18 protein-coding genes are annotated in these 26,815 nt (G+C 51.8%); 13 read left to right on the top strand and 5 right to left on the bottom strand.

Annotated elements, in window-relative coordinates:
* The first annotated feature begins 12 nt into the window (after nt 1–12).
* Genes OKC43_RS02020 through OKC43_RS01995 form a run of 6 tightly spaced genes read left to right on the top strand, consistent with a single transcriptional unit; the run spans nt 13 to nt 7,415 of the window.
* Nucleotides 13–885: a TnsA endonuclease N-terminal domain-containing protein gene (locus OKC43_RS02020; protein ID WP_017784504.1), complete on the top strand. Its 873-nt coding sequence runs from the start codon at nt 13–15 to the stop codon at nt 883–885.
* Nucleotides 875–3,031, top strand: a complete 2,157-nt coding sequence (locus OKC43_RS02015; RefSeq protein WP_130632595.1) for a transposase — start codon at nt 875–877, stop codon at nt 3,029–3,031. Before OKC43_RS02020 ends, OKC43_RS02015 begins: the two co-directional genes overlap by 11 nt.
* Before the next feature lie 2 nt (nt 3,032–3,033).
* The gene (locus OKC43_RS02010; protein ID WP_130632594.1) at nt 3,034–4,473 is read left to right on the top strand and encodes an AAA family ATPase; all 1,440 of its coding nucleotides are present in this window, start codon (nt 3,034–3,036) and stop codon (nt 4,471–4,473) included.
* Nucleotides 4,470–5,429: a TniQ family protein gene (locus OKC43_RS02005; protein ID WP_077097819.1), complete on the top strand. Its 960-nt coding sequence runs from the start codon at nt 4,470–4,472 to the stop codon at nt 5,427–5,429. Before OKC43_RS02010 ends, OKC43_RS02005 begins: the two co-directional genes overlap by 4 nt.
* A gap of 3 nt (nt 5,430–5,432) precedes the next feature.
* Nucleotides 5,433–7,055, top strand: coding sequence for a TnsD family Tn7-like transposition protein (locus OKC43_RS02000; protein ID WP_077097821.1), 1,623 nt, complete (start codon nt 5,433–5,435; stop codon nt 7,053–7,055).
* A 60-nt stretch (nt 7,056–7,115) separates the two neighbouring features.
* A complete protein-coding gene (locus OKC43_RS01995; protein ID WP_024941359.1) occupies nt 7,116–7,415 on the top strand; it encodes a hypothetical protein in 300 nt (99 codons plus the stop codon).
* Between the two features lie 216 nt (nt 7,416–7,631).
* Here OKC43_RS01995 and OKC43_RS01990 read toward each other — a convergent pair whose 3' ends face one another.
* Nucleotides 7,632–8,075 (bottom strand): antitoxin Xre/MbcA/ParS toxin-binding domain-containing protein, encoded by a 444-nt coding sequence (locus OKC43_RS01990; RefSeq protein ID WP_077097823.1) that lies wholly within the window; start codon nt 8,073–8,075, stop codon nt 7,632–7,634.
* A gap of 547 nt (nt 8,076–8,622) precedes the next feature.
* Here OKC43_RS01990 and zorA point away from each other — a divergent pair.
* From zorA to zorD, 4 genes are read left to right on the top strand one after another with little or no spacing between them, the layout of a single operon-like run.
* The gene (gene zorA, locus OKC43_RS01985; RefSeq protein ID WP_088869620.1) at nt 8,623–11,130 is read left to right on the top strand and encodes an anti-phage ZorAB system protein ZorA; all 2,508 of its coding nucleotides are present in this window, start codon (nt 8,623–8,625) and stop codon (nt 11,128–11,130) included.
* An 11-nt stretch (nt 11,131–11,141) separates the two neighbouring features.
* Nucleotides 11,142–11,885 (top strand): type I Zorya anti-phage system protein ZorB1, encoded by a 744-nt coding sequence (gene zorB1, locus OKC43_RS01980; RefSeq protein WP_024941361.1) that lies wholly within the window; start codon nt 11,142–11,144, stop codon nt 11,883–11,885.
* Nucleotides 11,885–13,858 (top strand): type I Zorya anti-phage system protein ZorC, encoded by a 1,974-nt coding sequence (zorC, locus tag OKC43_RS01975; protein ID WP_232038181.1) that lies wholly within the window; start codon nt 11,885–11,887, stop codon nt 13,856–13,858. The genes zorB1 and zorC overlap by 1 nt, the downstream gene beginning before the upstream one ends.
* The gene (gene zorD / locus OKC43_RS01970; protein ID WP_197971419.1) at nt 13,855–17,100 is read left to right on the top strand and encodes a type I Zorya anti-phage system protein ZorD; all 3,246 of its coding nucleotides are present in this window, start codon (nt 13,855–13,857) and stop codon (nt 17,098–17,100) included. Before zorC ends, zorD begins: the two co-directional genes overlap by 4 nt.
* Before the next feature lie 373 nt (nt 17,101–17,473).
* Here zorD and OKC43_RS01965 read toward each other — a convergent pair whose 3' ends face one another.
* Both OKC43_RS01965 and OKC43_RS01960 read right to left on the bottom strand, forming a co-directional pair.
* Nucleotides 17,474–19,027 carry a methyl-accepting chemotaxis protein gene (locus OKC43_RS01965; protein WP_013723620.1) on the bottom strand — a complete coding sequence of 518 codons (1,554 nt, stop codon included), beginning with the start codon at nt 19,025–19,027 and terminating at the stop codon, nt 17,474–17,476.
* Nucleotides 19,028–19,352: 325 nt separating this feature from the next.
* A complete protein-coding gene (locus tag OKC43_RS01960) occupies nt 19,353–20,423 on the bottom strand; it encodes a permease (protein WP_013723621.1) in 1,071 nt (356 codons plus the stop codon).
* A gap of 106 nt (nt 20,424–20,529) precedes the next feature.
* Here OKC43_RS01960 and OKC43_RS01955 point away from each other — a divergent pair, with 106 nt between their 5' ends.
* Complete coding sequence (locus OKC43_RS01955; protein WP_005344826.1) at nt 20,530–20,856, top strand: ArsR/SmtB family transcription factor; 327 nt, start codon at nt 20,530–20,532, stop codon at nt 20,854–20,856.
* Nucleotides 20,857–20,944: 88 nt separating this feature from the next.
* Here OKC43_RS01955 and OKC43_RS01950 read toward each other — a convergent pair whose 3' ends face one another.
* Nucleotides 20,945–22,327 carry an amino acid permease gene (locus OKC43_RS01950; protein WP_270803773.1) on the bottom strand — a complete coding sequence of 461 codons (1,383 nt, stop codon included), beginning with the start codon at nt 22,325–22,327 and terminating at the stop codon, nt 20,945–20,947.
* A 386-nt stretch (nt 22,328–22,713) separates the two neighbouring features.
* On the opposite strand from OKC43_RS01950, the gene OKC43_RS01945 reads away from it, so the two are divergent.
* Entirely contained in the window at nt 22,714–23,010 is a 297-nt protein-coding gene (locus tag OKC43_RS01945) for a hypothetical protein (protein WP_270803772.1), read from the top strand.
* 238 nt (nt 23,011–23,248) lie between these two features.
* Here the strand turns inward: OKC43_RS01945 and ppsR are convergent, their stop codons facing one another.
* A complete protein-coding gene (gene ppsR, locus OKC43_RS01940) occupies nt 23,249–24,061 on the bottom strand; it encodes a posphoenolpyruvate synthetase regulatory kinase/phosphorylase PpsR (protein ID WP_005344832.1) in 813 nt (270 codons plus the stop codon).
* A gap of 347 nt (nt 24,062–24,408) precedes the next feature.
* Here ppsR and ppsA point away from each other — a divergent pair, with 347 nt between their 5' ends.
* On the top strand, nt 24,409–26,781 hold the full coding sequence (gene ppsA / locus OKC43_RS01935) for a phosphoenolpyruvate synthase (protein ID WP_270803771.1): 2,373 nt from the start codon (nt 24,409–24,411) through the stop codon (nt 26,779–26,781).
* Nucleotides 26,782–26,815: the final 34 nt, after the last annotated feature.

Genomic DNA, 26,815 nt, shown 5'->3' with positions numbered 1-26,815 from the left:
GTAGGAGTAGTCATGCAGCAAAAAACGGTTCAGCAGCCCATCGTCACCGATGCGGAGATCGCAAAAACAGCACGGTATAACCGGGACATCAAAGCTTCGGGGTATCGCCCCTGGGTCACGGTGCGGCAGTCCCATACCTATGGTCAGGGGCAGATTGTGTATAGTCACAAGACCAAACGTGAGCATCATCTGCTGAGTCGCGGTGAGAGGGCGCCATTTTTCTATTTCGAGCGCGATCCAACCGTTATCGACATTCTCGAACAGTATCCGTTACCACTGCATGAAACGCTCAAAATTGCGGCATCTCTGCACATTGTCCATCCTGGTAATTACAAAGAGCGGGCGAATTATGGTGGCCGCATCCCAGCCAAAACAATGACTCAGGATTTTGTCATTATTCGGAAAACGGAGGCAGGGAAGCATATATTGGCTCCATATAGCTTCAAATATTCGGATGCGCTGGATCCGGAAATAACATCCCCCCGTGTTGTTAATCGTACAAGGGCAAAGGAGAAAATTGCCATTGAATATTGGCGTACTCAAAATATTGATCATGTGCTGTTAACGGAAAAAAGCTTCAATAAAGTACATATATATAATCTGGAATTCCTACGTGAGTGTTTTGATACGCCTGAGTATATTCAGGTATCTGAGACCATATACCTCATTATATTGGGACGTATCAAACATCACCTGATTGCCCATCCCTCAAATACCTTGTTAGTGTTGATCAAGCAGGTGGCTAAGGAGTTGAATATTTCTGACGTGCAGGTGAAATGTGTATTTCAATATGCAGTCTATCATGGTGTTATAATCGTTGATCTTACACAACGTTTAGAGTTATATAGGCCTGTGCCATTCAACGAGGTGGTTCATGCGAGTTAACCAGAAACTGATCACTAATACAAATGGTGGTTCAGAGTTTCTGATTGTCTCTATTTGTTATGACATGGGGTTGTTAGCTGTAAGTGAATTATTGGATGGGCCACCAAAACGGCCGATTAATCTATTAATAGAGAACGTCGAGTCTAATATTGAAAGTGGTGAGTGGACTCTGGCTGAACATCAATTTCCAAAAGTTTTGTTTTTCTCTGATAGTGAGCTAGAACCTCAATGGATCAAGATTCGCAATGAGAGACTGGCTGTAATTAGTCCGCTGCTTAGTCAGCCTGAATTGTTACATCGCTATTTATATGGTGATGCAAGTGGTATATTGAAAACGTTGATTGAAAATTCCGGTCGAAGTAGGAAATACATTTGTGCTCAATTGAACAGTTATTTCATTTTTGGATCATTTCCAAATTCATTGCTCCCACACTATTTTAATTGTGGCAGCAACTTTCAACTGCCAGAAGTGCCCTTAGGTCAGAGAGCAACCAAGAGCGGCCCAATTACGCGATATGGTACACCATATCGTGGCATTACTCGGCGAGATATTATACAGATTGAGCGCTTTTCAAAATCTATTAAATCTGGCTCGGAAGTGAGGTTGTCAGAGCTATACTTTGACTATTGTTTGAAATATGAGTGCGTCAATGTTTTACCGAAGGGTGTTGAGGATTGTGACATAGCAGAACCAATTAAAATGTTACTTCATAGGGAAGATTTAATATCACCAAGAATATTTAAATATCATCTAAAAAAATTCGTCAGTAATCTCACGTTCCTGAAAAAACGAGTAGGCAGTATTAATTATTCTCGTGACCATGCAGGAAAGCCTGGTCTTGCCCGTGCGGGCCTGAGGGGGCCAACGTCACGATATGAAATAGACAGTACTATTGCCGATGTTTACATCCGTTACCCGTACAGTAACGATGAACTACTGAGTACTGGAAGACCGGTTATATATTTTGTCGTTGATACCGCGAGCAGTATGATTGTTGGATTGCATGTCGGTTTCGACTCGCCTTGTTGGCATGGAGCAAGTCAGGCTCTATTCAATGCGATGAGCAGTAAGCAAGCGTTTTGTAGGCAGTATGGTGTGGAGATCGAAGAGGCTGACTGGCCCTGCAATTTACCATGTCGTGAATTAACGTTCGACCGGGGCTCTGAGAATACTGATACCAATATTTGCAGCCTGCTGCGCGGACTCATTGGTATCACAGTCGGTAATTTTAATGCCTATCATCGCGGGGATATGAAAGGCCAAGTGGAGAAAACTTTCGACATTATTCAGACTCTAGCGATCCCGTTCGAGGCAGGCAAGGTGGTTAAGTATCCACATAAGGAGGATCAGCACGCATCTCGTCGCCCCCTGCTGACGTATGAACAGTTCATGTATCGGCTTATTAATATCATTATCTATTCAAATAATCATCGTCAGCGCGTGACCTCGCACAACCTAGAAATGTCACGTGATGGGGTTGGTTTTACTCCTCGTGATGTATGGAACTGGGGTCTGAAAAATTCAGTGATGGTGAGGCCTGTTCCCATAGACCGTCTGCGATTTGCGCTGTTGCCAGAGGATGAGGCTACGGTGCGTGCTGAGGGGATATTTTTTCGAGGCCTTTACTATAGCAGTAATGAAATTGTTCGAATGCAGTGGCTGGATCAGGCGAAAAATCTCGGACGTTTCAAAATCAGAGTCAGGTACATAGATACATGTACTAATTATCTTTGGTTTAAAACTGAGGAGAGTGATGAGGTCTATCAGGTTGAGCTGACAGATCGCAGTGAGGCATATCGGAATCAGGTTTGGGCAAATGTCATGCATCGCCTGTATATTGTTAAACAACAATTGGCTGCGTTGGATGAGAAGAGATTCAATGCTCGCGCAGTGTTAGAAATGGACTTTCGCGAATGTGATGAGGTAATTCGAAAAACTAATCGTGGACTGAAAAAATCCACTGCAAAAAATATACAGTCAGGAATGAAAAGCCATAAACAGGTCGAAGGGAACTTGCAACGTCATCATGAGGAAATGGCTATTGCTGCTGATTTAAGAAATACATGTCAGCCAGATAATTATATTAAAAAAACACCCAGTCAGAACCTTGCTGATCCGACAATATTTACAGTTCAGGAGAAATAGTCATGGCCGCACCTCAATATTACCCACATCCCAATTCAAAATATCGGGGAAACCCCTATATCGAGGGGCTTGGCTTGCCGCTCTCAACGGCACAATTTTATGCGAACTGTGAGATCCCTTTTCAGTGTGATCTGGATCTTGCAGGGGTGGATGAATCGCTGCATTCATATTTTATCCGCACTGCCATAGATCAACTGGCGGACGTGTATACCTCTCCAGATGAGGCGTACCGTTTATATGACCAAATACGACGAATGATCGAGGCCGGGTATACTCGACGCAATCCAGTGGGGGCAGATGTGCGCCGGCTATTAGCTGCAATTGATCGTGACAAAGCCGAGCCATGGAAAGCCTCTCATGTACTGAGTCTTGGGTTGTCTGTTCAGTATAGCCTGTTATTGCTAGGGCTCAGCGGACGTGGGAAGAGCACGATGGTTAGGCAAATTTGCCAACAGATACCACAAACGATAGAGCATGATCGCTATACGGACCTGCATGGTCACGAAATTATTGTGAGTCGAGTGCAGGTGACCTATCTGTACATTGAAATTCATGATCGCCGTGGCCAAAAAGCACTTTTGCTGAACTTGTTAGAATCACTCGACGCTGTCACTGGTGAGAGTTATAGCCATACCCATAGGAACCGCTCTGTTAATGAGTTGATTTCGGTAGTGCAAAAATCGTTTATCGGCCATGGGGTTGGTTTGCTGATCCTTGATGAAGCGCAAAACCTGGCCAGGTCTGCCAAGAATGAAGTGATCAGTAACAACGAGAAAACCACCATGAAATTTTTAGAGGAACTATTAAATCGAGTGGGGATCCCGTTGATGTTTGTCGGAACATTGGCCACGATGAAATTGTTTGATAGCGAAATGACGCTAACCCGCCGAGCAACTAAAAATGGATTTATGCAGTTGGTTAGCTGCGATATAAATAGCTCATTTTGGCTGCGTTTTATCCGCCTGATATGTCAAACCAGATTTCTGAAAAACCAGAAAACATCAGAGGATGTGTTACGCCAACATATACATTATTTGAGTGCCGGTATCCCGGCTATTGCAACCAGTCTAGTTCGCGCCACGCTATCATATCTAACCCTGCTGAAACCAACAGATCAAGATCTCTCGATCGCAGCATTGGACCTATGTTTCAATCGCGAATTTAAAATCCTCCAGCCTGCGTTGAGTGCTCTGCGTAAAGGTGATTACTACCAATTTGAGGACTTATCGCCGATGTTACTGCTCGAATCAGTGGGAAATAGTCAGGTTGTTGATGGAGACGCATATTCAGCAGAAGGAGAAATCCTGCTGCAAGGCGAGGTTAAAATCACCAAAAAGCTGCCAAAAACAGAGGAAAAGAAGCTAAAAACTTTAGAGCAATTATCCCCGGATTCATTGCTGGGGCAACTCGGTTACTCTGTAGATAAGGGGTCGTGGAAATGATCCTCCATCGGCTGGAGTTGCTACCTGGTGAGCATTTAGGGGCGGTAGTTGGCCGGATGCATGTGCTGAGCACGCACGGGACGTTTACTGCAACGGCCCAGGTGCTGGGGCTGAGCAGCCCACAAATCCGTCCCCATCGTTTATGTCATCCCGACGATCCTGTCCTCGATACCCAATTTCGGGCCCGACACGTTCAACGTGCGTGGCAGGATCACTCTGTCGGCAATTATTTAGCTTCTTTTTTGACTCCGGATGAGCAGAGGATAGTGACATCAGCACTGGCGGGCCGTTCTCAGCTTCGGTTACGGGTGACTGGCCTGCACAATGTACAACACCAATATTGGCGCTGGTGCGCAGACTGTATTGCCGAGGATTATGAGCTCCATGGTATGCCCTACTACCACCGAGATCATCAACTACCAGGAGTGTTCCATTGTTATCGGCATCAATGCGGTTTGTCTGGTCACTGCGCAGGCTGTGGTTTTTCTGCCAAATTATTGTCGGAACAACTGATCCCACCATACGAGGGCCTCTGCCCCCATTGTGGGCACTGGATGGGGGGATACGATGGTCATTTTTCCGAGCGGATGAAAGAGATTGAGTTGGCGTCGCTGGCATTAGCCCAGTCCGCGAGTGCTCTCACCCTGTGTGCGCTAACTCAGCTGGTGACTGATTCGATGGGCATCTCGGGCGAGGCGATGCGCACGGTCAAAAGTATCAAAACGATCAATGCGTGGTTTCAGCAGATGGACTCGCAATGTGATCCCCTGGCACTTACTGCGTATTTCACCAATAGTGGGGGGCCAGGTCAGGTATGGCAATTACCCCCACAGCTGCGCAATGCACGGGGCTACCATGAGAAGTCAGCCCGAGATCCGTTGCACCCTCTGGCCCATCTAATGATGTTGCAGCATGCTGGCGTCGATCTGGTGGGGCTCTTGGGATCTGAGGGGTGATCAGTGTTGACCTCGGTGATCCCCACCTATATTCCTGGCGAGTCGGCCTACAGCTGGGTCAGCCAGTATTTTGTTCATTCGGCATACAGTGATCGAAACCATTTTTGTAACCAGCTATTCCACTGTCCTGCTGTTCGGTTGCATCCGGCATTACCAGGCCATATTAAGGCGGCTGCCCAGGCGGCGGGGGTGGATCCGCAATACCTGCTGCACCACGGCTCGGCCTTCCCATTGTTCGCCCTGACGCTGAACAATAAGCACCAAGTCCACGCCCTGGCTGCCGCCATGCTGGGTGAGGGGAGGGGAATAATGGCCCTGTCAGGACAAGCCGCCAGCAAACTAAGGGTCGGTGGCGCTTGCCTGAAATGGTGTCCGGCCTGTCTTCTAGAAGATGAAAAGCAGTTCGGGTGTGGGTATTGGCATACAGTACACCAGTTGTATGGGGTCACGGCCTGTGCCAAGCATGAGCTACGATTGCAAACCCTGGCGGCCAGTGCGGGAGGTATTGATCGGCGACTGCTAATACCGGATCCCGAGATACCCTGTGAACCATCGCGTCCATCTGAACAGGAAATCAAACTTTCTACATATATCACCGCTATGCATCGGTATCTGTGCGTCCAGTCGCCAACGGAGTCGCTAGCTGAGCTGTACCAGCGATGGCTCGGGCAACAGGGCTATCTGACGGCCAGAGGCCATCTGCGTAGCCAGCCCCTGTTGCAGGCCATGACGGAGTTCTGGCAGGGGTTGTTTGCCGATATAACGCCAATAGTGCCGCCGGGGCTGGCCAACTATCGATACGTCTCGGGGCTGGTGCACGGTGACCGCAGTCACCACTACCTGAAACATGTGATGCTGATGGCGTTTGTAAGCCGTAGCCCAGCGGAATTTTTTTCTATCAGTAGCCCAGCTGCGGTGCAGATACAATCCACTATGCCTAGCGACGGACAGCTATCAGAAACAGCAATACTGACATTGTTGGTGAAGCGGGTTTCCATGCGACAGATTGCCTGCCAGACCGGATACAGCATCGGCTATATCAAGCAACTCGCCCTGAGACACAATCAACCGGTTGATCACCGTGCCAAGCGCATTACAGCTGAAGTTGAGCGGGGAATATGGCGTCAGGCGTTCATGGGGGGATCACGGCAGCAGATCGCGCACAGTCATGGCGTTTCTGTCGGGGCGGTCGAAGCCATTATTCAGAGCCACCAAGGGCTGTCTGACTGGCGACGGCATTTGAGAAGGGTTAACCGTCTCCGTGAGCACCGTGTAACGGTGGCTGCATATTTGGCAAAACATGCTGATGCTAGTCGAGGCTTTGTCGAGCAGGTGTGCAGAACGGCTTTCACCTGGCTCTATAAACATGATCGTGCCTGGTTGTATCAACAGTTACCTGCCGCCAAGCGAGCAGTTCACCATCCCAGTGTGGATTGGGAAGAACGGGATAGGAAACTGGCTGAGCAACTGGGGCTGCTGGCCGAGCAGGCAAGCTCTCTATCTGCACTGGAACGGGCAGTCGATAGGCCAGACTGCCTGAGGAAATACAAAACACGTCTACCGCTCAGTTACGCATTGGCTGTGCGGCTGGTTGCGGCGTATGCCGCTCAACATCCTATGCCCTGATGCTCGCCGTCGATACCTATACAGGTTCTGATATCAGGCATCACAACGAGGAGTATTGCCATGAAGGTCGAAGCAATCGTTCCTACCACACAGGTCGTCGATATTTTGTGCGATGTCTGTGGTGCTAGTACTACTAAATCGCTCGGTACGCAGGAATTCGGCACGCTGGAAGCTTGCTGGGGTTATGGTTCGCAGCACGATGGTGAACGATATCAGGTACACCTATGTGAAGGCTGCTTTTTTGGGGCGCTGGCCAACCTGAGACAGGAGCATCGGTTGATGAATATGTTTTCGGATGATTATCAACCCGCAGACCCTGATCAATTTGGGAAAATTGAAGGCAATCGAGAGCTTATCTAACCACGATTTGAGTGGTTGTGTTGATCGGCTCATCAAGTGAGTCGATTGGTCGAGGTCATCGGCTCATCAAGTGAGTCGGTTGGTCGAGGTGATCGGCTCATCAAGTGAGCCGATTGGTCGAGGTGATCGGCTCATCAAATGAGCCGATTGGTCGGGGTGATCGGCTCACCAGATGAGCCTATTGTTGGTGCTTTATGGTCACGTATGAACTGTTAATCAACAGGGGATGCCATGCCGAATCCGGCCGACAAGATCGATAACTGCCTGCGCTCCCATAGGCGTAGTAATCACATCGGCCGGTTTTTCACCACCTAATCCCCACGCAGAGCGGGTGAGCCATCTCATCGTTTTAGCAGTATCTCCCCGGTGTAGGGATATGGCTGCGTCCACTGCTAAGGCTGCCCAGTAAACGCGATCTCCCTGAGCTGTCGATAAGCGATTGCCCCGTTTGATTTGGCGATTCAGTGTGTCTCGGCTAATGCCAATCATCTGGCAAATTGTTCGGGTATTAGACCCCAATAGCGTGCTCAGTTTGACGACGATCTCAGGAGATACACCAGACACTATGTGCTGATGGGCGGCTAGCCAGTTACGTGGTAGACCGAGCGACTCCAGAACAGATAGATTGCTGGTTGGGGGAGATTGCTCTACATGAGTCATGATTAGTCTGCGCCTCCGTCTGGGGGTTGTTGATGGCAGCCCAATGCGAATCATCACTCAGGAGTTCATTGGGTCATCATCTAGTTTGGGGCATTTCGCAAGTCGTTGGCTAAAAAATCGACATTATAATTTAATTCAATTTAATCAATGCGTTAAGTGCATTCATTCCAATTAGATTCGTCATCGCTCAACACAAGCGCGCACCGATTGGTTGATGGTCTCCATATGACAATTATCGTTCGCTCACTCTGTTCCCTGCCTGGCTACTATTAATCAACCTATTCGCGGCTCTACAAATATTCAATCCTCCAGAGCTGCCATGGCCTCTCGTGAGAATCAAAGGTTTGGCTTCAGGCCTAAATTGCATGAAAAGTGTGGTCGATTTGCGAAACGAGGCCGGTAATTAAACATAATGGGGTCACTTTGAATAAGTTTTTTCGGGGGATAGCTATCGAGCCTTCTTCACTGGACCCAATTGCATGATTTCGATTAAAAAAGTGTTCATTGGAATTGGTATACTGCATCACTTCAAAATCGGGAGTGATGCATGAATTTCACCTTGTTGTTCGATTGGCTCAAGCTTCTTGAGCCGACTTCTGCCCCTACTTTCGTGGTCTGCCTGGTCGGGCTGCTGTTAGTGCTTTTTGGCTTGTTCTATCTTTGGCCATCTCTGTTTGTGGCGAACAATCTGAAGCAGGCAAGCAAAGGATTAGAACCACTGCGTGACCTGCCTGCTTTTGAGAAGTTGGAGCAGGCAACAGCAATGTTTGCATCGCCAAAATTTATAGCTATGAAGCATGCGTGGAAAGAATATGAAGACACTTTGCATAAGCAGAGTGAACTGGCCGAGGGAGAGAGTCGCTTGATAGCTGTTCGCGCGACAACCCTGTCAGCGACCTTCTTCTCAGTGCCAAGTATGGTGGAAATGCCGCTTCGCACTGAGGTTTTCAAGCATCTACCAGGCGTACTTACTGGTATCGGTATTGTCGGCACCTTTTTAGGACTGATGTTGGGATTGTCGCATTTTGATGTATCAGATCCCGCGAAAGTGACCGAAAGTGTTTCTCGCCTGCTCAGTGATGTACTTTACGCTTTTGTTGGGTCTTCATTTGCAATTTTGGCCTCTATTTTAGTTACTGGGTTTGAGAAGGCTCGATGGGGACGTTGCCTTGTATTGCTGGAAAAGCTGACCGAGTCCATTGATGAACTCTTCAAGGGGGGGGTGGGTGAGGAATATTTAGCCGACCTGGTTAAGGCCAGCAATGAAAGTGCAGTGAATGCCCGGCAACTGAAAGACAGCTTGGTGAATGACCTACGCACCATGTTGCAAAACCTGGTTGATACCCAGGTACAGGAAAACTTCAAATTAGCCAACACTCTCTCAACCTCTTATCAAGAAGTCGGTGCGTCTTTAGCTAACCAAATTGGGCGTTCTATCGAAGATAGTCTTAAAGACCCGTTGGAAAAAATTGCTGGATCTGTGAAGCAGGCAAGTGGCGATCAGTCGGGCCAGGTACAGCATCTATTGACTGATGTACTGAGTGCTTTCATGAGCAAACTAGATGCATCTTTCGGTCAACAGTTCAGCGGTTTGCATGAGATGCTCGGTCAGTCCGTAACAGCAATGCAGTCCATGCAGCAAGGCTTTATGGCATTGGTTGACGATATGCGACGAGCTGGAGAATCCTCTTCTCAGCAAAGTTCCTCCATGATCGCGCAACTTCTTGCTGATATGCAGGCTGGCCAAGCAAGTATGCAGACGGGCATGAATGAAATGCTGTCACAGATGCAGACTACGGTAGAACGAATGGGAAGTTCGGGCGAAGATGCCAGTGAGCGTATAGCTCACCAACTTGAGAAATTGTTTGCTGAGAGTGAGGTTCGTCAGCAACAGATGGCCGAAAGTCTGACCAGCTTTATAGAGCAGGTCCAGCAAAGTGTTGGTCAGGGACAGGAAGAGATCATGAGCAACATGTCCACCAACTTGACTCTCTTGAGCTCCCAACTCAACCAGATGTTCCAGACCTTTTCCTCTAACCAAGAGGGAATGGATGCTGCTCATCGTCAGGCACAGGCCGATATCAGGAACACAACGGAGACTGTTATTGGTGGGTTGGATAAGCAGCTTAAAGAGACGCTGCAATTGGTCGAGCAGCAGAGAGAAGTGGCACAGCGGGCTAGCGATAGCCAGCAACAAGCAATGGTTGAGAATCTGGATCATTTTATTGCTCAGATTCAGCACCGAGTAGGTCAGGGGCAAGAAGAGGTTATGGCGAGCATGTCGAGCTCACTAACTCATTTGGGCTCCAAGCTTGAGCAAATGTTCGAGACGTTTGCGACCAATCGAGAGGGCATGGATACAGCGCATAGCCAAGCATTAACTAACGTTCGTACTATGACTGAGAACATTGTTGATGGTCTGCAACAACAGATTCGAGGTTTGATGGCGCTGGTAGAACAGCAGCGCGAAGAAGCGCAGCAAGTTATTGAAGTTCTTGGTCAGCAAACAAGGGAGCACTTGCAGCAGATGGCACAAGGGGCGGACAAAATGCGCCTCGCTGCGGATCGGTTCGACACGGCAGGCAATAGTGTGGCTCAGGTTGGTGAAACTACTGCCAAAGTGATGGAGTCGGTACAGCAAGTTGGTGGAGACCTGGCAGGCGCTTCTCGTGAGCTCACAACTATCATCGCAGAATACCGCGCTCATCGAGAGTCTGCCGTCAAAATTCTGGGTACTATCGAGTCTGTTGTCGCTGGAGCGCAGAGCGAACAGAGCCAGCGAGTGCAACTTATTAGCGATCTTAAACAACACGGTGAGCGAATGCGTGATCTGAACCGTGAGGCTACAGAATACCTCGACCAGATCGGCAACGCGATGGCAAAGGGGTTCAACGAGTTTGCTGATGGGCTGAATCGAAATCTGGTTAAGACCATGGGGAGTTTGGATAGCGAGTTGGATAAGGCAGTGAAAGGCCTTGCTGGTGGTATTGATGAAATGAAGGAAGGGATTGAGGATCTTTCCGAGTTGTTTGAGTCGGTCAAGGTACGACGCTAAGGGGCTAACTTATGTTCGGGATGAAAGGGGCCTCAACCTCACGTCGCTATGATGAGGCGGAAAAGCCATTTTGGATATCTTATGCCGATCTGATGACCGCCATGATGGTGTTGTTCCTAGTGGTTATGGTTGCCTCACTTGCATCTGTGACCCAGCGAATTCGGGAAGTAGAGGCTGGGGAAAAGCAAAGAGGACAGGATATTACCCGTATCTGTCAAAGCCTGGAGATTCAGGCGCGAAAGAAGAGCAATATCATCAAGGTAGACTGTCGCGACAACCGAATTAGCTTTGGGGAGGCTGGTCGCTTTGGCCACAACCAATATTTTCTCGACCCACAGGGTCAGCAGGCATTGCAGGATGTGGTGCCATTGATCTTGGATGTTGCCGATAGCCCGGAAGGGCAACGTTGGATGAAGCAAGTGGTGGTCGAAGGTTTTACTGATACGGATGGTTCTTACCTCTATAACCTCCATCTGTCCCTACAGCGTTCCGAGTGGGTAATGTGTTCTCTGCTTGATGGGCGGAGCCAGTTGCAGCAGTCCCTATCAGCCGAGCACCAACAGCAGATCCGCAGCTTGTTTTTAGCTGGAGGCGTTTCTTTTAACAATGCAAAGGACAGCAAAGAGGCAAGTCGTCGAGTAGAGTTGCGCATGCAATTTTATGGACTCAAGGAAGACAAGCAGCAGGCAGTGGAGAGCGCACCTCATTTTTCTGGTTTGATGACTGCTGAACGCTGTCAATTGGAGATGCGTTGATGGTGGATGCAATTTCCCGTTTTACCGCGACCTTGGAGTCCAGTGTAGAACGGGTCAAGGAACACTATCTGGAGCGACCTCTACATTCTTTTGCTGCTTTGAAGCAAGCTAGTGCTGAGGTTGAGGCAAGCTTTGACCAAGCGGATGCTGCACCAGAACCACCGAAGGAGAAGCGTCATGCCGCTTTGGCGGCTTTCCTGCGCAATGAACCACTCACTCGACGACAGTGGCGGCTGGTATATGCAGGACTTGTTGACTCTGTTGAGGCAGGTAAACAACTACTAGATGATGAAAGAGTCTTTCCACGAGTGGGTAGGCATGTTCGTGCTCACATCGATAACAGTGGGTTAGCTCGTCGAGATTGGTTGGCACTTTGTTTTAGCTATTTTGGCTATCAGGCAATCGATCCAGAAAAGAGTCAAAACTGGCAACAGTTGCGCACCTATATCCGGGATGGTTACCGAGTTTTACGGAATCCGGCGAAGCTGAAAGCTTGGATGCGGATAGTTGATGAGCACCAAGATCTTTTTCAGAGTGAGGCTGGCTTGCAGTTAGGGCAGCAGATATTTGAGGGGACTGTAACAGACCTTACTCAGCTTCAGACTCTTGCCCAGATCCCGGCAGAAAGTTGGCTCTGGCATCAAGTTATCGCGGTCGTGCAGAAGAAAATTACCGAACTTGATGAGACGAGATTTTTAGCCCGGTTACCGGAGTTGCTGACGCTGATGGGGGTAAACAATAGACGACATGCTGACGAGATCTTAGCCGCTTGTCTTGCTCGGTATCGTGATTGTCACTGTCATGCTCAGCCACAACCCCATTTGATGCAAGCTGGTCTGGAGATCTGGGGAAATCCCCAGTTGAAGTCAGAGCAGAATCGTTGGCGCCACCATGTAGGCAAACCAGTGTGCGACATGGTGGGTGCTTGGCTTGCCAAACAGGATTTACAACATTTCTTTAGTTTACTTAAAGGCGAAGGTGAGGTTGATCAGGCTCGCCTCTTCTATTGGCTGCGTTTTGCTGATCAAATGAGCTACACCCGAATTGTGATGGGACGTGATGCACAATTAAACAGGGATGTAGAGTTTGCCCGTTTTCGTGATCAGAATAAGGGGCGCCTAGGGCATTTATCCGGAGGAACGTCAGCCGATAATGCTGTAATTATGCAGATTGGCAGATACCTTTTTGTTGAGTTTTCACGTACAGGAAATGCCTGTTATGTCTATCATGCTGATTCCTGTGGGTTCAATCCAGATGCACATACATTAGAGCTTAATGGTGTTTTGAAACGAGGAAGTACTCGTTGGCGTCATGCTCCTAGGCCATCTAGACCTGATGCGATGGAGGGGTGGCAGACCACTTATGACTATGAATTGCGACGGCTGGGTATTATTCCTACACCACAGGGTGCCCATCAGTCATGGAGTCAATCTGTCAAGCCAGCAGTCCAATCCAATCAAGCATCCTCAGCCAAAGCAGAACCTAAGCGCCAATCTTACAATGTACCTGAACGGCAGACGGCAGCCAGTAACTCAGTGTATTCAGACAGTAAAGGGAAAAGGGATTTTACCCTGTTGCTTGAGCAGTTAGGCGATAACTTGCTGCGCTATGTGGATAACAGCAACAAGTATGGGACTTTCCATATAGAGCTCAGGGAACGGCATGAACGGCATGAATGGTTATTAAAAAGCTGTAACTTCATCGCGGACAAAAACAAACCTCTCATGTTCAGTACAGTTATTCAGGACAATGAAAGCACTAGTACTCCCCAAGCGGCAGTGTCGATAAAAGATGATTTCTCTCTACTGCTAGAACAGTTAGGCGGAAACCTGCGGCACTATACGGATCATCGCGCTAAGGGGGGAGCTTTCCATATAGAGATCAAGCAGCGCAATACAGATGACATTTTGCTTCTTAGACGCAATGGATTTGTGGTCAAAAATGGTAGCCCGTTTATGTTTTGGAAAAAATGATGCTTGGACGTTGGTTTAGCAAATTTGGGAAAAATAAGCATGACCCGGTTGATCTCAGCCCATGTTGGCAGGCGGATCAAAGAGGGCTCGTGTTTGCCGAAAGTATACAGGACGAACCTGCGCGATGGGCCTTGGTTGCCTATTTGGAACAGCTTGCTGAGGAGGATTACGCCGCAGAGCTTAGCGACCGCTGGCTCCTAACTTGGCGTAACTTGTATCGATTACTAGCGGATCCCGAGCATGAAAGCAGTCTGGCGTTGTTATCTTTGCCTCACTTTGCTGATGTACGCCCCAAATTGGAATGTACTGGTAGCCTGCTTGATGCTCATTTTACCGTTGCGATTACTCACTGGTGTGACGGCGCAACAGGAGAACATGTTGAGTTAAAACGCCAAGGGGCGTTAGTAACAACGGCAAAAGGACAGGGTTTGCTGAGCGAGGCTAGCTGGCAGCTCTGTGAAGCGTTGCGTGATCTTGTTCGTTGTCAGAAGGAGCAACCAGGTGAGGCGACCAACTATGAGGGATGGGCCGTTATTCGCAGTGCAGCTAAGGCAGCTAATGCTGACATGGATGGTTTTCTTGCCAAGACCGTGGTTGTCAAGCCTCAGCGACTGGCCTTGCGACCACGGAAGGCTGAGATCGATTCCTGTCCCGTCATTGAGGTTAGCGTTGATTTTCCTGAACAACCGGCAGGGTTCCTTTCCTCATTTGATGCCACGCAACGGGTGCAGGATAGATACCGTATAACGCAGTCAGATGGCACTATTGCTCATGTGGTGATAGAGCCTGAAATTAAACATGTGCTCGAAGCCATCAAGGCGATCCCAGGCAGAAGAGTTGCTGGGGATTCGGCTTTGTCTTTGTTACGTAACCCCTATGCCCTGCTGGGAGAAAAGACCAGCGTAGTACTCGATCCAGATCAGCACGAGCAATCGCTTGTCGATGCGGGGATTTATTTTCATCACTTTCGTCTGGAGCCGCAATTCGAGGTCGAGAGTGGGAAAATCACCATCGTATTGCTGCACCTTTCCCCAATAAGCCGAAAGCCACTCCCAGATGTAACCCTTTGTTTCAATTCACCAGGAGTATTTGCTCCTTTTGTACAAGAGCTTCGCCTTAAGATGGCTGCTGGTATGAGTGCAGGTTTCTGGCAGGGTTTTGAGCTTGAGCTCGGCGACTTTGACGAACAGCAGTTGTTCGACATCGAAAAGTTGCTAGATCGCTGGCAAAGAGAGGTGGCCGGAGAGTTGTTCGATTCTTTGTTTGAGCTTTCTCGCTATGGGGATCGCATCATCGGTCTGGGAGAAGTCGTTCCTGTTTCATCGCCCTTTCTGGCTAGAACCACGGGGCAGGATTGGCTATCGAGCGCGAGCGAGTCGCATGAAATAGAGGAATCCTTGGGAGATGCTATCGCACAGATCAATTTTGATGATTCAGCTCTGCTAGATGAGTTGTCAAAGAGGATTGATGCTGCGCTTGCAAACGACATTGGACATCTTTGTTTGCCCGGTTCTGAGCAACCAGTCCCGTTGCGCTTGGCTGAGCAGTTACAAAAGGAATGGCAAAAGCGCCTTCAAAGCGAAGATACAACAGTTCAAGAATCCATGAGGAAAAATGGCATTGGCTTGTTGATGGAAGAAAACATCGATGAGGTGGGTTATGCCAAGTGGCGACAAGATGCGATTGAACAGGCGCATCTTTCTTCCCCTTCCTTACCGGAGAGACTTAAGCCAGAAATTTCGCTGCGTGAGCACCAATTGCACGGTGTGGCATGGTTACAGCATCTGTTCGAACTGTCGCCAGAACATGTATCTGGTTGCCTCTTAGCCGATGACATGGGCTTAGGTAAAACGATCCAATTGCTGACCTTTGTGGTTGATTATCTGGAACGTCAACCTAGTGGCGATCCTGTTCTTATCGTTGCCCCGGTTTCGTTATTGGATAACTGGGAAGCAGAATTGCGAAAGTTCTTCTATGCCGATGACATTGTCGTCATGCGACTCTACGGTGACGCTCTATCAGAGGCAAAGTTTCGTAGCTATGAAATCCCAGAATCATTGCGTCAGCAGGGTGTAACAAATTTGCTGCGTCCCGGTTGGTTGAAGGAGGCTCGTATCGTGTTAACAACATACGAGACGATGCGTTCCCAAGAGATCTCCTTGGGTCGTCAGTCATGGGCCATGGTGATCTGTGATGAAGCCCAAAAAATCAAAAATCCGGCAGCTATGGTGACTAGGGCTATAAAAGCCATGAAGTCTAGGTTTCGTATCGCTTGTACTGGGACTCCAGTAGAAAACACCCTGATCGATCTTTGGAGCCTGTTTGATTTTGTCCAGCCTGGTTTGCTCGGGGCCTTGAACCAATTTGGTCGTGAATACCAAAAACCAATTGAAGAGGGAGAGTGCAAGGATCTAGCTGCTCTGGCTCGATTACGCTCCTTGATTGAACCTCAAACCTTACGGCGAACCAAGCAGGACGTGGCTAAGGATTTGCCTTCCAAGATAGAAGATCGCACTTGCCGCAATCTGACCATGGTTAGTCGGCAGCGTTCCCTCTATAACCAGCAGATTGGTGAATATCGACAGCGACAATTGGTGCAGGAGGCCGCAGGGAGTAAAGAGAGTTTCATCCTTCCTGTGTTGCATAAACTCAAGCTGGTCTGTGCTCACCCCTATTGTGTGGAGCCTGATCTTTGGTTACGCGAACATTCCCCTAAGATGAGGTGGCTTTTAGAACAACTGGATAACATCCGTCGCAGCGGGGATAAGGTTATCATCTTCACCGAACTACGGGATGTTCAGCGTGAAGTACAGCACGCGGTTAAGGTCCGTTTCGATATATCCCCAACAATCATTAATGGGGACACCAGTACAAGTAGCGATAGCCTGAATAGTCGCCAACGTCTGATTGATCGTTTCCAGGCTGTGACCGGTTTCAATGTAATTATTCTTTCCACCGTGGCGGTGGGGTTTGGTGTCAATGTGCAGGGAGCAAACCATGTGATCCATTTCACCCGATGCTGGAATCCGGCCAAAGAAGATCAGGCGACCGATAGAGCATACCGTATCGGCCAGACCAAGGATGTATTTGTCTATTATCCAACCATACGTGATGCTGAAATTCAGACCTTTGAGGCAACGCTCGATGATTTGCTGGATCAGCGGAGATTGTTAGCGAGTGATATGTTGCAGGGGAAAAAGGATTTACAACTATCGGATTTTGATGGTGTGCTTAACAAATGATGTCATTGCCACACTTTTCAACACTAGCATGTAGCCTTTCTGCTAACGCGCACAAATGACAAGCGTCTGCTCACTAATCCTCATAAGAGGTAATTAGCTGTTTTGTAATTTAGTTACATAGTCACTGTCACGGCAAACAGAACTTGGTTTCCAACTTCAATGTCCTGCTTGTTGGTTGAGCTGGCGGAGGATTGCTATTGAGTTTCCAACTTAAATGTCACTTGTGGGCTCGCTAAGTTACTGAATCGATTGATCAGCTAGTTTCCAACTTAAATGGTCATGATCACGTTTAGGTGCAACAGTTAAGCCTTATAAACAACAGGGCCACCCAGACGGGTGGCCCTTCGTTTACATGGACTTTATCTGCATGTTGCTATCCGAATGTCCGGCTTAAGTCCTTGAGTTGGCTCGCTTTGCTCTGCAAGTTGGCACTGGTTTCACTCACCTGATCGATTTTGAGACTGTTATCGTGAGAGAGCGAGGATATCTGGTTGATATTACGACTGATCTCCTCGATGACCGCTTGTTGCTCGGTGGCAGCGGCGGTGATCTGGTTTGAAAAATCAGAGACCTTGTCTATCTCGATCACAACCTGATTCAGGTTGCCGGTACTTGCCCGGGTGGTGGCGAGGCAGGCGTTGGTTCTGGTCACATTGAGATGCATCATCTCTTTCCATCCCCCCAGGGTTTGCTGGATATGGCCAATGCTGTTCTGGATCTGCTCTGTCGCCTTGTGGGTTCTGGTCGACAGGCTGCGAACCTCGTCCGCCACCACTGCAAAGCCGCGCCCCTGATCGCCTGCCCGTGCGGCTTCGATGGAGGCATTAAGCGCCAGCAGGTTGGTTTGATCTGCAATGCCGCGAATTTCGCTCATGATGGTGCCGATCCGCTCGGATTCGCTCGCCAGTTCGACGGCTGACTGAAAGGCTTGCTCCGCTTGAGTAGCAAGCGCCGACATCTCTTCTCCTGCTTCCGAAAGCTGGGTGCTGGTGGTGATGCAGTGGCTACGGGCTTCTTCAATCTGGCTGTTGCTGTCTTGAATATTGCGGTTGATCTCCTCGGCGGCCGAAGCCATCTGGGTGACGGCGGTGGCAATCTGCTGGATCTGCGTGTCTTGCGAAGAGATATCCTGGCTGGCCAGCGAGGCGGAGCCGCGCAGGTCATTGGCCATGGCATTGAGCGACGCGGTGGTGTCATCCACCCTGCCGAGTACGGTACGGATCTTCGCTTGCCCGAGCTTGATATGGAAATCGGCAATGCTGTGGGGGGCATCCCCCGAGAAGATAAGGCGGCTGATGCTGTCGTAATCCTGCTCGAGCTGCTGCAAGAATCGCGGTGTGAGGAAGAGAGGGTGGCGATTGAACCAGATGGCTGCCAAGAGAGGAATGATGACCCAGAGCGCCTGCAGCGGTGAGAGCAGCCAGAGCGCGCTGATCACGCTGACGAGCAGCAGAGGTATGGTCATCATGGCCGGTGTGAGTTGACGCAGGCCCATGTGAATGGCAGAGCCGGTTTCACGGGCTTTAAGGGTTTTGTACATCTTGCTGGCACGCGCTTTGTGCTCTGCGGCGGGACGGCAGCGGACGGATTGGTAACCGACCATCTTGCCATCTTCATAGATCGGGGTGACATAGGCATCAACCCAATAATAGCGACCATCTTTGCAGCGATTTTTTACCATGCCTCGCCATGGTTTGCCTGCCTGCAGGTGGGCCCAGAGATCGGCAAACGCTGCCTTGGGCATGTCGGGGTGGCGCACCAGATTGTGATGCTGCCCCAACATCTCTTCCAAGCGATAGCCTGCCACCTGACAAAACGCCGGATTGGCGTAGGTGATGTCCCCTTTGAGGTCGGTCGTCGATACCAACTGGATATCGTCGGCAAATTCAACCTCGGTATCTGTGGTGTGAAGCGAGCTGGTTACCATGATCAGGCTCCGGTTTCGGCGTAACGGAATACTTCGTTTGAGTATGGCAGAGGATGTTCATTTATTGTGTTGTTGCACATTAACTCTTGTGCTACTGCGTGGGGACGGGATGGGTCTCACATTTTTACACCATGGTTTGGCGAGGGGTGGCAGGCCAAGTCACATGGCCCGGAGAGCAGCAAACCCCTCATCCTTTGGCGGTCTCAAATTGATTGCCGTACGGAATAGACAAACGCCGATCAGTTGATCGGCGTTTTGTCTATGAGGTGCCGGATGGTTTCACACTCGGCTGGCTTAAAACTCTGTCTGTTTAAAGATGGGCGACTTAAAACAGCAGTTGCGTCAGGTAGCCCATCAGGATCGCCATGCCGAGTATCACGGTAAGGAAGGCCGCAATCATCGGGGTTCTGAACATCGATTTGAGCAGGATCACCTCGGTCAGGCTGGCACCGGCACTGCCGATGATCAGCGCCATGACGGCGCCCATCCCCATCCCTTTGCCCAGCAGCACCGACGCCAGCGGGATCACGGCCTCGGCGCGGATGTAGAGCGGGATCCCGACGATAGCGCTGAATGGAATGGCCAGCGGGTTGTCGGCGCCGGCATGGGCGGCGATCCACTCGGCCGGAATAAAGCCGTAGATAAATGAGCCGATAAGCACCCCCAGCAGCAGGAAGGGCAATACCGCTTTGAACTGCTGCCAGGCATCGATGCGAGCTTTGACCCAGGCGGTGGGGAGCTGTGGCGCTCTGGTCAGGGCAGCCGTGCCATAGCCGCAGCAGGGGAGGGTGGCCTGTTCTGCCATCTCTGGTTGCGGAGCCGGGCAGCATGCTGCCCCGTTGAGGGGTTTGATTGCGCGAATGGCACTGCGTTGGTTGTCACTGCAATTTGTTTGAGTTGTGGCGCGGGTCGCCGGGCCACAGTTGCTACCGCAAGAGGGGGTGGCCTCTTTGGGGTCGATGACATGGCGCTCGAATCCCAATCTGTCGAGCAACATGCTCGCCATGACGGAGACGCTGGCGGCGATCACGGCGTAGAGCAGGGTCACTTTCCAGCCAAAGGTGGCCCACATCAAGCCGACGATGATGGGGTTCAGCAGTGGCGAAATAAACAGGAAGGTGAGGGTGGGGCCAAAGCCAGCCTTGGCCGAGAGCAGCCCTCTCAGCATGGGGATGGTGGAGCAGCTGCAAAACGGGGTGACAGCACCGAGCAGGGCCGAGAGCAGATAGCCCTTGCCATGTCTCGCTCCCAGCATCCGCTGGATCTTCTCGTCGGGGATCTTCTGACGGATCAGGCTGACCCCGGCGCTAATGACCAGAAACAGCACCGACAGCTCGACAGCCAGAAACAGGAACATCTGGGCTGCATCGGTCAGCATGGTTAACCACTCATTCATTGTCGTATCCTCACTTGGTTTCTATATTTCCAAAATAATCGAAATGAATGTTCGGTCAAGATATTTCTGGTATTATCGAAATATCAAATTTGTGGAGGGCGCAGAGATGCAACTGGAAGAGGTCGCCAAGGCATTGAAAGAGCTGGGTCATCCGACCCGGCTGTTTATCTTCAAGCATCTGGTCAAGGCGGGAGAGCAGGGACTGCCGGTGGGGGAGCTGCAAAAGCAGCTGGCGATCCCCGCTTCCACCCTCAGCCACCATATCGCGGCGCTGGTCTCGGTGGGGCTGGTGAAGCAAAACCGGGAGAGTCGCACCCTGCTTTGCGTCTCTCAATACGCGGTGCTGGAGGAGATCATCGCCTTTTTCCGCGATGAGTGTTGCGTCAACAGCCCGGAGCATCGGCAAGATCAAAGGCAAGAGCTGCCTTCCTGAGGGCTATGGCTGCTAGTAGTGCTGCGCGCAATAAAAAAACGCCGATCATCCGATCGGCGTTTTGCATTGTTTTTCTCAGCTGCGGGCATTAACCCAGATTGGCTGCGACCTTGCTTTGGGCTTGTCCTTTGCGCTTGATGACAAAGCCAATGCCCAGTACCACCAGCCAGGCGGGGATCAGTTCGACCGAGATGCGGAAATCGGGGGTCATATACATGATCACCAGAATACCGGCCATGAACGCGAGGCAGAGATAGTTGCCGAAGGGGTACCAGAACGCCTTGAACTTGGGCTGGACACCCTCTGCGACCATGGCCTTGCGGAACTTGAGGTGCGCGAGGCTGATCATCGCCCAGTTGATCACCAGTGCGGAGACCACCAGCGCCATCAGCAGACCGAACGCCTTGCCCGGCATCAGGTAGTTGATCAGCACGCAGAGCAGGGTGGCGATGGCCGAGACCGAGAGGGCAACCAGCGGCACGCCGCTCTTGTTGGTCTTGAGCAGGGCTTTCGGGCCGTTGCCCTGCTTGGCCAGCCCGAACAGCATCCGGCTGTTGCAGTAGACGCAGCTGTTGTAGACCGACAGTGCCGCCGTCAGCACCACGATGTTGAGTACGGTGGCGACCAGATTGCTGTCCAGTGCATGGAAGATCATCACGAACGGGCTGCCGCCTTCCACCACTTTACCCCAGGGGTAGAGGGACATCAGGATAGCCAGAGCACCGATGTAGAAGATGAGGATGCGGTAGATCACCTGATTGGTGGCCTTGGGAATGCTCTTCTCGGGGTTGTCCGCTTCCGCGGCGGTAATGCCCACCAGCTCCAGACCGCCAAAGGAGAACATGATCACCGCCATTGCCATCACCAGACCGCTGATGCCGTTGGGGAAGAAACCGCCCTGGGCCCACAGGTTGGTGACGCTTGCCTCGGGTCCGCCGGCACCGGAGATGAGCAGATAGCCGCCAAAGCCAATCATGCCGATGATGGCGACCACCTTGATGATGGCGAACCAGAACTCCATTTCGCCAAACGCTTTGACGTTGGAGAGGTTGATGGCGTTGATCAGCACGAAGAAGAAGGCGGCCGACATCCAGGTCGGGATCTCGGGCCACCAGTACTGGACATAGATGCCCACCGCGGTCAGCTCGGCCATGCTCACCAGCACGTAGAGCACCCAGTAGTTCCAGCCGGACGCAAAACCGGCAAACTCACCCCAGTATTTGTAGGCAAAGTGGCTGAATGAACCGGCTACCGGCTCTTCCACCACCATTTCACCGAGCTGGCGCATGATCAGGAAGGCGATAAAGCCGCCGATGGCATACCCCAGCAGGACTGAGGGGCCTGCCATCTTGATGGTTTGGGCAATGCCCAGAAAGAGGCCGGTGCCGATGGCGCCGCCCAAAGCAATCAACTGAATGTGGCGGTTTTTAAGGCCGCGCTTCAGCTCCTCACCGTCTTGTTTCAAATCCATGGGTCTGTCCTTACGTCTCTGTTGTCTCTGGTCGGTGTTGGGCTCATCCTGAGCAGGCCGCATTGCGTAGCCAAAACCTGACGAAAGCTGTATTTATTTCGTTACGTCATGCCATTTTCAATTTTTACTGTTGGCTGGCAACCGAAGCAGAATAGTGATAATCCGCCATGAATGCACCTGTTTTCCATCTCTAATGGCCGTATTTTGTACCAAAGGTAGCTTTTTCATGATTTGAAGAGGCTTCTTGGTAGTTTTTGGTTGATGTTTGCGCAATCGAATTCTGTTTTGTTGACATTTTGTCTTGTTGGTGTGCTTTTGTGGTGCCAAGCCACAAATGGATGCAAATGATGCCAAACAAGCAAGAGTACAGGGAAGAGTGCAGGGAGTTGGAGTACAGAGAGCGCGACAGCGTGCTGCAACAAGGGGTTGCCCGGGGTGTGCTGGTGGCGCTCTGGTTAGGGATTGCCGCCAGTCCACTGTTGTTGCTGGTGGCCGCGATTATGTTGCTGGGTTGGCTGTTACTCGGTGACCAGGAGTTGCTGCACTACTGGCAGTCGCTGTTGCTGGTGGGTGGGGTAACGGGGGCGCTCGTTGGTGGCTGGCTGGCGGAGCGGGTTCGCCTGCGCCACGGTTTGCTGGCCTTCTATGCCCGGTTGATGAACAACCCGGAGCTCAATCGTTAGTTAACGCTGGCTGTTTGCCGAGCGCAGCAGAACGGAATCGAATAGCGGCTAACTGGCAGCAGGTGACAAGGCACAACGCCAAGGTCGACAAGAAGAGGGATAAGCATTTGTGGTGCTTATCCCTTTTTTATCCACGCTTTTCACTGTCATCTATGTAAATTGCAGTTCGCCACAGCTGACTTTCGCCGCGACACTGTAATTTTTATCTTTTGTTGATGCCGATAGCTGTCAAGCTGGCTTAACAGAGCTGGCGGCGCAGACCGGTTGCCTCGAGGACCTTGGCGCTGATCTCCTCCACCGAGTGGGAGCTGGTATCGAGGAAGCGTATCGCCTCCTGGCGAAACAGCCTCTCCACGCAGGCCAGCTCCTGCTCGCATTGTTCGATGGAGGAGTAGCGGCTGTTGGCTCGGCGCTGGTTGCGGATCTCGTGCAGCCGCTGCGGCGCTATGGTGAGGCCAAACAGCTTGTGACGGTTGGCCTTGAGGGGGGCGGGCAGCTCCAGCATCCCCATGTCCTGCTCGATAAAGGGGTAGTTGGCGGCGCGAATGCCGAACTGCAGCGCCAGATAGAGGCTGGTGGGGGTCTTGCCGCAGCGGGAGACCCCGATCAGGATGATGTCCGCCTCATCGTACTCTTTGGTGGTGATGCCATCGTCGTTGGCCAGCGCAAAGTTGACCGCCTCGATGCGATCGTCATAGAGCTTGCGATTCTCCATACCGTGGGTGCGGTGGAGGCGGGGCTCGGCTTTTACCCCCAGCTCCTGCTCCAGCGGGCTGACGAAGGTATTGAGAAAGTCGTGGCCGCACGCTTCCGATTTCAGTACCTCTTCCCGTACCAGCGGGTCGACGATGGTGTGAAACAGGATGGGGCGTACCCCGGTCTGGCGGAACTGCTCGTCGATCCGCATCCGTACCTGACGGGCTTTCTCCAGTGTCTCCACAAAGGGGATAGTGATCTGCTCGAAGGCCAGCGGAAACTGGCTCAGTACCGCGTGGCCGAACACTTCGGCGGTGATGGCGGTGCCGTCTGAAACATAAAATACGGTGTGCACGTAGGGCTCCTGTGATACCGCGGGTGGGGTCGCATGGGGTAAGGGGTGAGAAGTATCTCCCGAAACCATACCAGTTTTGTCAACCGGTCTGCTGTGCCCAAGTTGTGAAGTGGCTTGCAAACCTGAATCGTTATCTTTTTGTGTCGCCATTGTAGAATGTTCCGGTCATTCGACCATCCCCAACTCTTGCTCGGGGATTTTTTTGAAAACCAATAGAAAACGTTTTCATGGTCGTTGGCAACAAAAGAAACAGACAATAACGCACCTGACTTACCCATAACCTCATCGATTAAATCGGGCGCACGAGGTGCTATGGCATCGGTGCCCACCAACCTGGAGACATCCAAGTGCAACAGTACGTGCTCTGGTACGAACAACTCGGAATGCAGGACGTAGAACGAGTTGGCGGCAAGAACGCATCCCTTGGCGAGATGATCAGCAACCTCTCTGGCGCCGGCGTATCCGTGCCGGGGGGCTTTGCTACCACCGCCTTTGCGTTTAACGAGTTTCTGGAGTCAAGCGGCCTCAACGGCAAGATCCACCATCTGCTCGACAATCTCGACGTGGACGATATCGCCGCCCTCAACCGGGCCGGTCAGCAGATCCGCGACTGGGTGATAGACGCCCCGTTCCAGCCCGAGCTGGAGCAGGCTATCCGGGTTGCCTATGAAAAGTTGAGTGCCGGTGTCGAGGCCTCGTTTGCGGTGCGCTCCTCCGCCACCGCCGAGGATATGCCGGACGCCTCCTTTGCCGGTCAGCAGGAGACCTTCCTCAACGTACGTGGCATCGATGCCGTCATGACGGCGGTCAAGCATGTGTTTGCTTCCCTGTTCAACGATCGCGCCATCTCCTATCGGGTGCATCAGGGCTATGACCACAAGGGTGTTGCCCTCTCGGCCGGGGTACAGCGGATGGTGCGTTCGGATCTCGCCGCTTCCGGCGTCATGTTTACTCTGGATACCGAGTCCGGCTTCAACGACGTGGTCTTTATCACCGGGGCCCATGGTCTGGGCGAGATGGTGGTGCAGGGGGCGGTCAACCCGGATGAGTTCTATGTGCACAAGCCGACTCTCAAGGGGGGCCGCCCGGCGGTGGTGCGCAAGACCCTCGGCTCCAAGCTTATCAAGATGACCTATTCGGACGATGCCGGTCACGGCCGTCAGGTGAAGATTGTCGACACCAATGAGGCCGAGCGCAGCCGCTTCTGCATCACAAATGAGGAGGTGATGGCGCTGGCGAAACAGGCCCTCATCATCGAGCAGCACTATGGCCGCCCGATGGATATCGAGTGGGCCAAGGATGGTCAGGATGGCCAGCTCTATATCGTGCAGGCCCGCCCGGAAACCGTGCGCAGCCGCCAGGAGGCTAACACCCTCGAGCGTTTTGCCCTCAAGCAAGCGGGCAAGGTGTTGATCGAGGGGCGTGCTATCGGTCACAAGATTGGCGCGGGCCCGGCGCGGGTCATCTCCTCCATCAGCCAGATGGACGAAGTGCAACCCGGCGATGTGCTGGTCACCGACATGACCGACCCGGACTGGGAGCCCATCATGAAGCGGGCCTCCGCCATCGTCACCAACCGGGGTGGCCGCACCTGTCACGCCGCCATTATCGCTCGCGAGCTGGGCATTCCGGCGGTGGTGGGCTGTGGCAACGCCACCGACCATATTCAGCCGGGCCAGCGGATCACCGTCTCCTGCGCGGAAGGGGATACCGGTTTTATCTATGACGGCGAGCTGGACTTTGATGTGGCGGTGACCGAGGTGGGCAATATGCCGCGCCTGCCCATCAAGATCATGATGAACGTCGGCAACCCGGATCGTGCTTTCGACTTTGCCCAGTTGCCCAATGCCGGGGTGGGGCTGGCACGCCTTGAATTCATCATCAACCGGATGATCGGCGTGCACCCCAAGGCGCTGCTGGAGTTTGACCAGCAAACCCCAGAGCTCAAGGCCACCATCGGCAAGATGATCGCCGGTTACGACAGCCCGCGTGAGTTCTACGTGGCCAAGCTGACCGAGGGGATCGCCACTCTGGGGGCCGCCTTCTGGCCGGAGCGGGTGATCGTGCGGATGTCAGACTTCAAGTCCAACGAGTACGCCAATCTGGTGGGCGGTCGTGGCTACGAGCCCCACGAGGAGAACCCGATGATCGGTTTTCGTGGCGCATCCCGCTACATCGCCGACAGCTTCCGCCCCTGCTTTGCCCTCGAGTGCGAGGCGATCAAGCGGGTGCGCGATGTGATGGGGTTGACCAACGTCGAGGTGATGATCCCCTTCGTGCGCACCGTGGGCGAGGCGGAGCAGGTGATCGACATCCTGGCCGAGAACGGTCTGCGCCGCGGCGAGCGGGGGCTCAAGGTGATCATGATGTGCGAGATCCCGAGCAATGCCCTTCTGGCGGACCAGTTCCTCGAGCACGTGGATGGCTTCTCCATCGGCTCCAATGACATGACCCAGCTCACTCTTGGGCTGGATCGGGACTCGGGGCTGATTGCCCATCTGTTCGACGAGCGTAACGAGGCGGTCAAGGCGCTGCTGGCGATGGCGATCCAGGCTGCGCGCAAGGCGGGTAAGTACGTGGGGATCTGCGGTCAGGGCCCATCTGATCATCCAGACTTCGCCGCCTGGCTGGTGGAGCAGGGGATTGACTCGGTGTCGCTCAACCCCGATACCGTGGTCGATACCTGGCTCTATTTGGCGGAGCAGCATGGCGCCAAGTAAGCCACTATCAAAATAAGCAGCACAGAAAGGGGGC

The organism is Aeromonas sp. Y289-2 (assembly GCF_027705925.1).
GTDB classification, from domain to species: Bacteria; Pseudomonadota; Gammaproteobacteria; order Enterobacterales; family Aeromonadaceae; genus Aeromonas; species Aeromonas veronii.
The sequence above is the reverse complement of the archived record's forward strand: the minus strand, read 5'-3'. Positions and strand labels throughout refer to the sequence as shown.

Coding starts and splice junctions, on each gene's coding strand:
- OKC43_RS02020 (WP_017784504.1), top strand. CDS start 13: ATGCAGCAAAAAACGGTTCAGCAGCCCATCGTCACCGATGCGGAGATC.
- OKC43_RS02015 (WP_130632595.1), top strand. CDS start 875: ATGCGAGTTAACCAGAAACTGATCACTAATACAAATGGTGGTTCAGAG.
- OKC43_RS02010 (WP_130632594.1), top strand. CDS start 3,034: ATGGCCGCACCTCAATATTACCCACATCCCAATTCAAAATATCGGGGA.
- OKC43_RS02005 (WP_077097819.1), top strand. CDS start 4,470: ATGATCCTCCATCGGCTGGAGTTGCTACCTGGTGAGCATTTAGGGGCG.
- OKC43_RS01995 (WP_024941359.1), top strand. CDS start 7,116: ATGAAGGTCGAAGCAATCGTTCCTACCACACAGGTCGTCGATATTTTG.
- OKC43_RS01990 (WP_077097823.1), bottom strand. CDS start 8,075: ATGACTCATGTAGAGCAATCTCCCCCAACCAGCAATCTATCTGTTCTG.
- zorA (WP_088869620.1), top strand. CDS start 8,623: ATGAATTTCACCTTGTTGTTCGATTGGCTCAAGCTTCTTGAGCCGACT.
- zorB1 (WP_024941361.1), top strand. CDS start 11,142: ATGTTCGGGATGAAAGGGGCCTCAACCTCACGTCGCTATGATGAGGCG.
- zorC (WP_232038181.1), top strand. CDS start 11,885: ATGGTGGATGCAATTTCCCGTTTTACCGCGACCTTGGAGTCCAGTGTA.
- zorD (WP_197971419.1), top strand. CDS start 13,855: ATGATGCTTGGACGTTGGTTTAGCAAATTTGGGAAAAATAAGCATGAC.
- OKC43_RS01965 (WP_013723620.1), bottom strand. CDS start 19,027: ATGGTAACCAGCTCGCTTCACACCACAGATACCGAGGTTGAATTTGCC.
- OKC43_RS01960 (WP_013723621.1), bottom strand. CDS start 20,423: ATGAATGAGTGGTTAACCATGCTGACCGATGCAGCCCAGATGTTCCTG.
- OKC43_RS01955 (WP_005344826.1), top strand. CDS start 20,530: ATGCAACTGGAAGAGGTCGCCAAGGCATTGAAAGAGCTGGGTCATCCG.
- OKC43_RS01950 (WP_270803773.1), bottom strand. CDS start 22,327: ATGGATTTGAAACAAGACGGTGAGGAGCTGAAGCGCGGCCTTAAAAAC.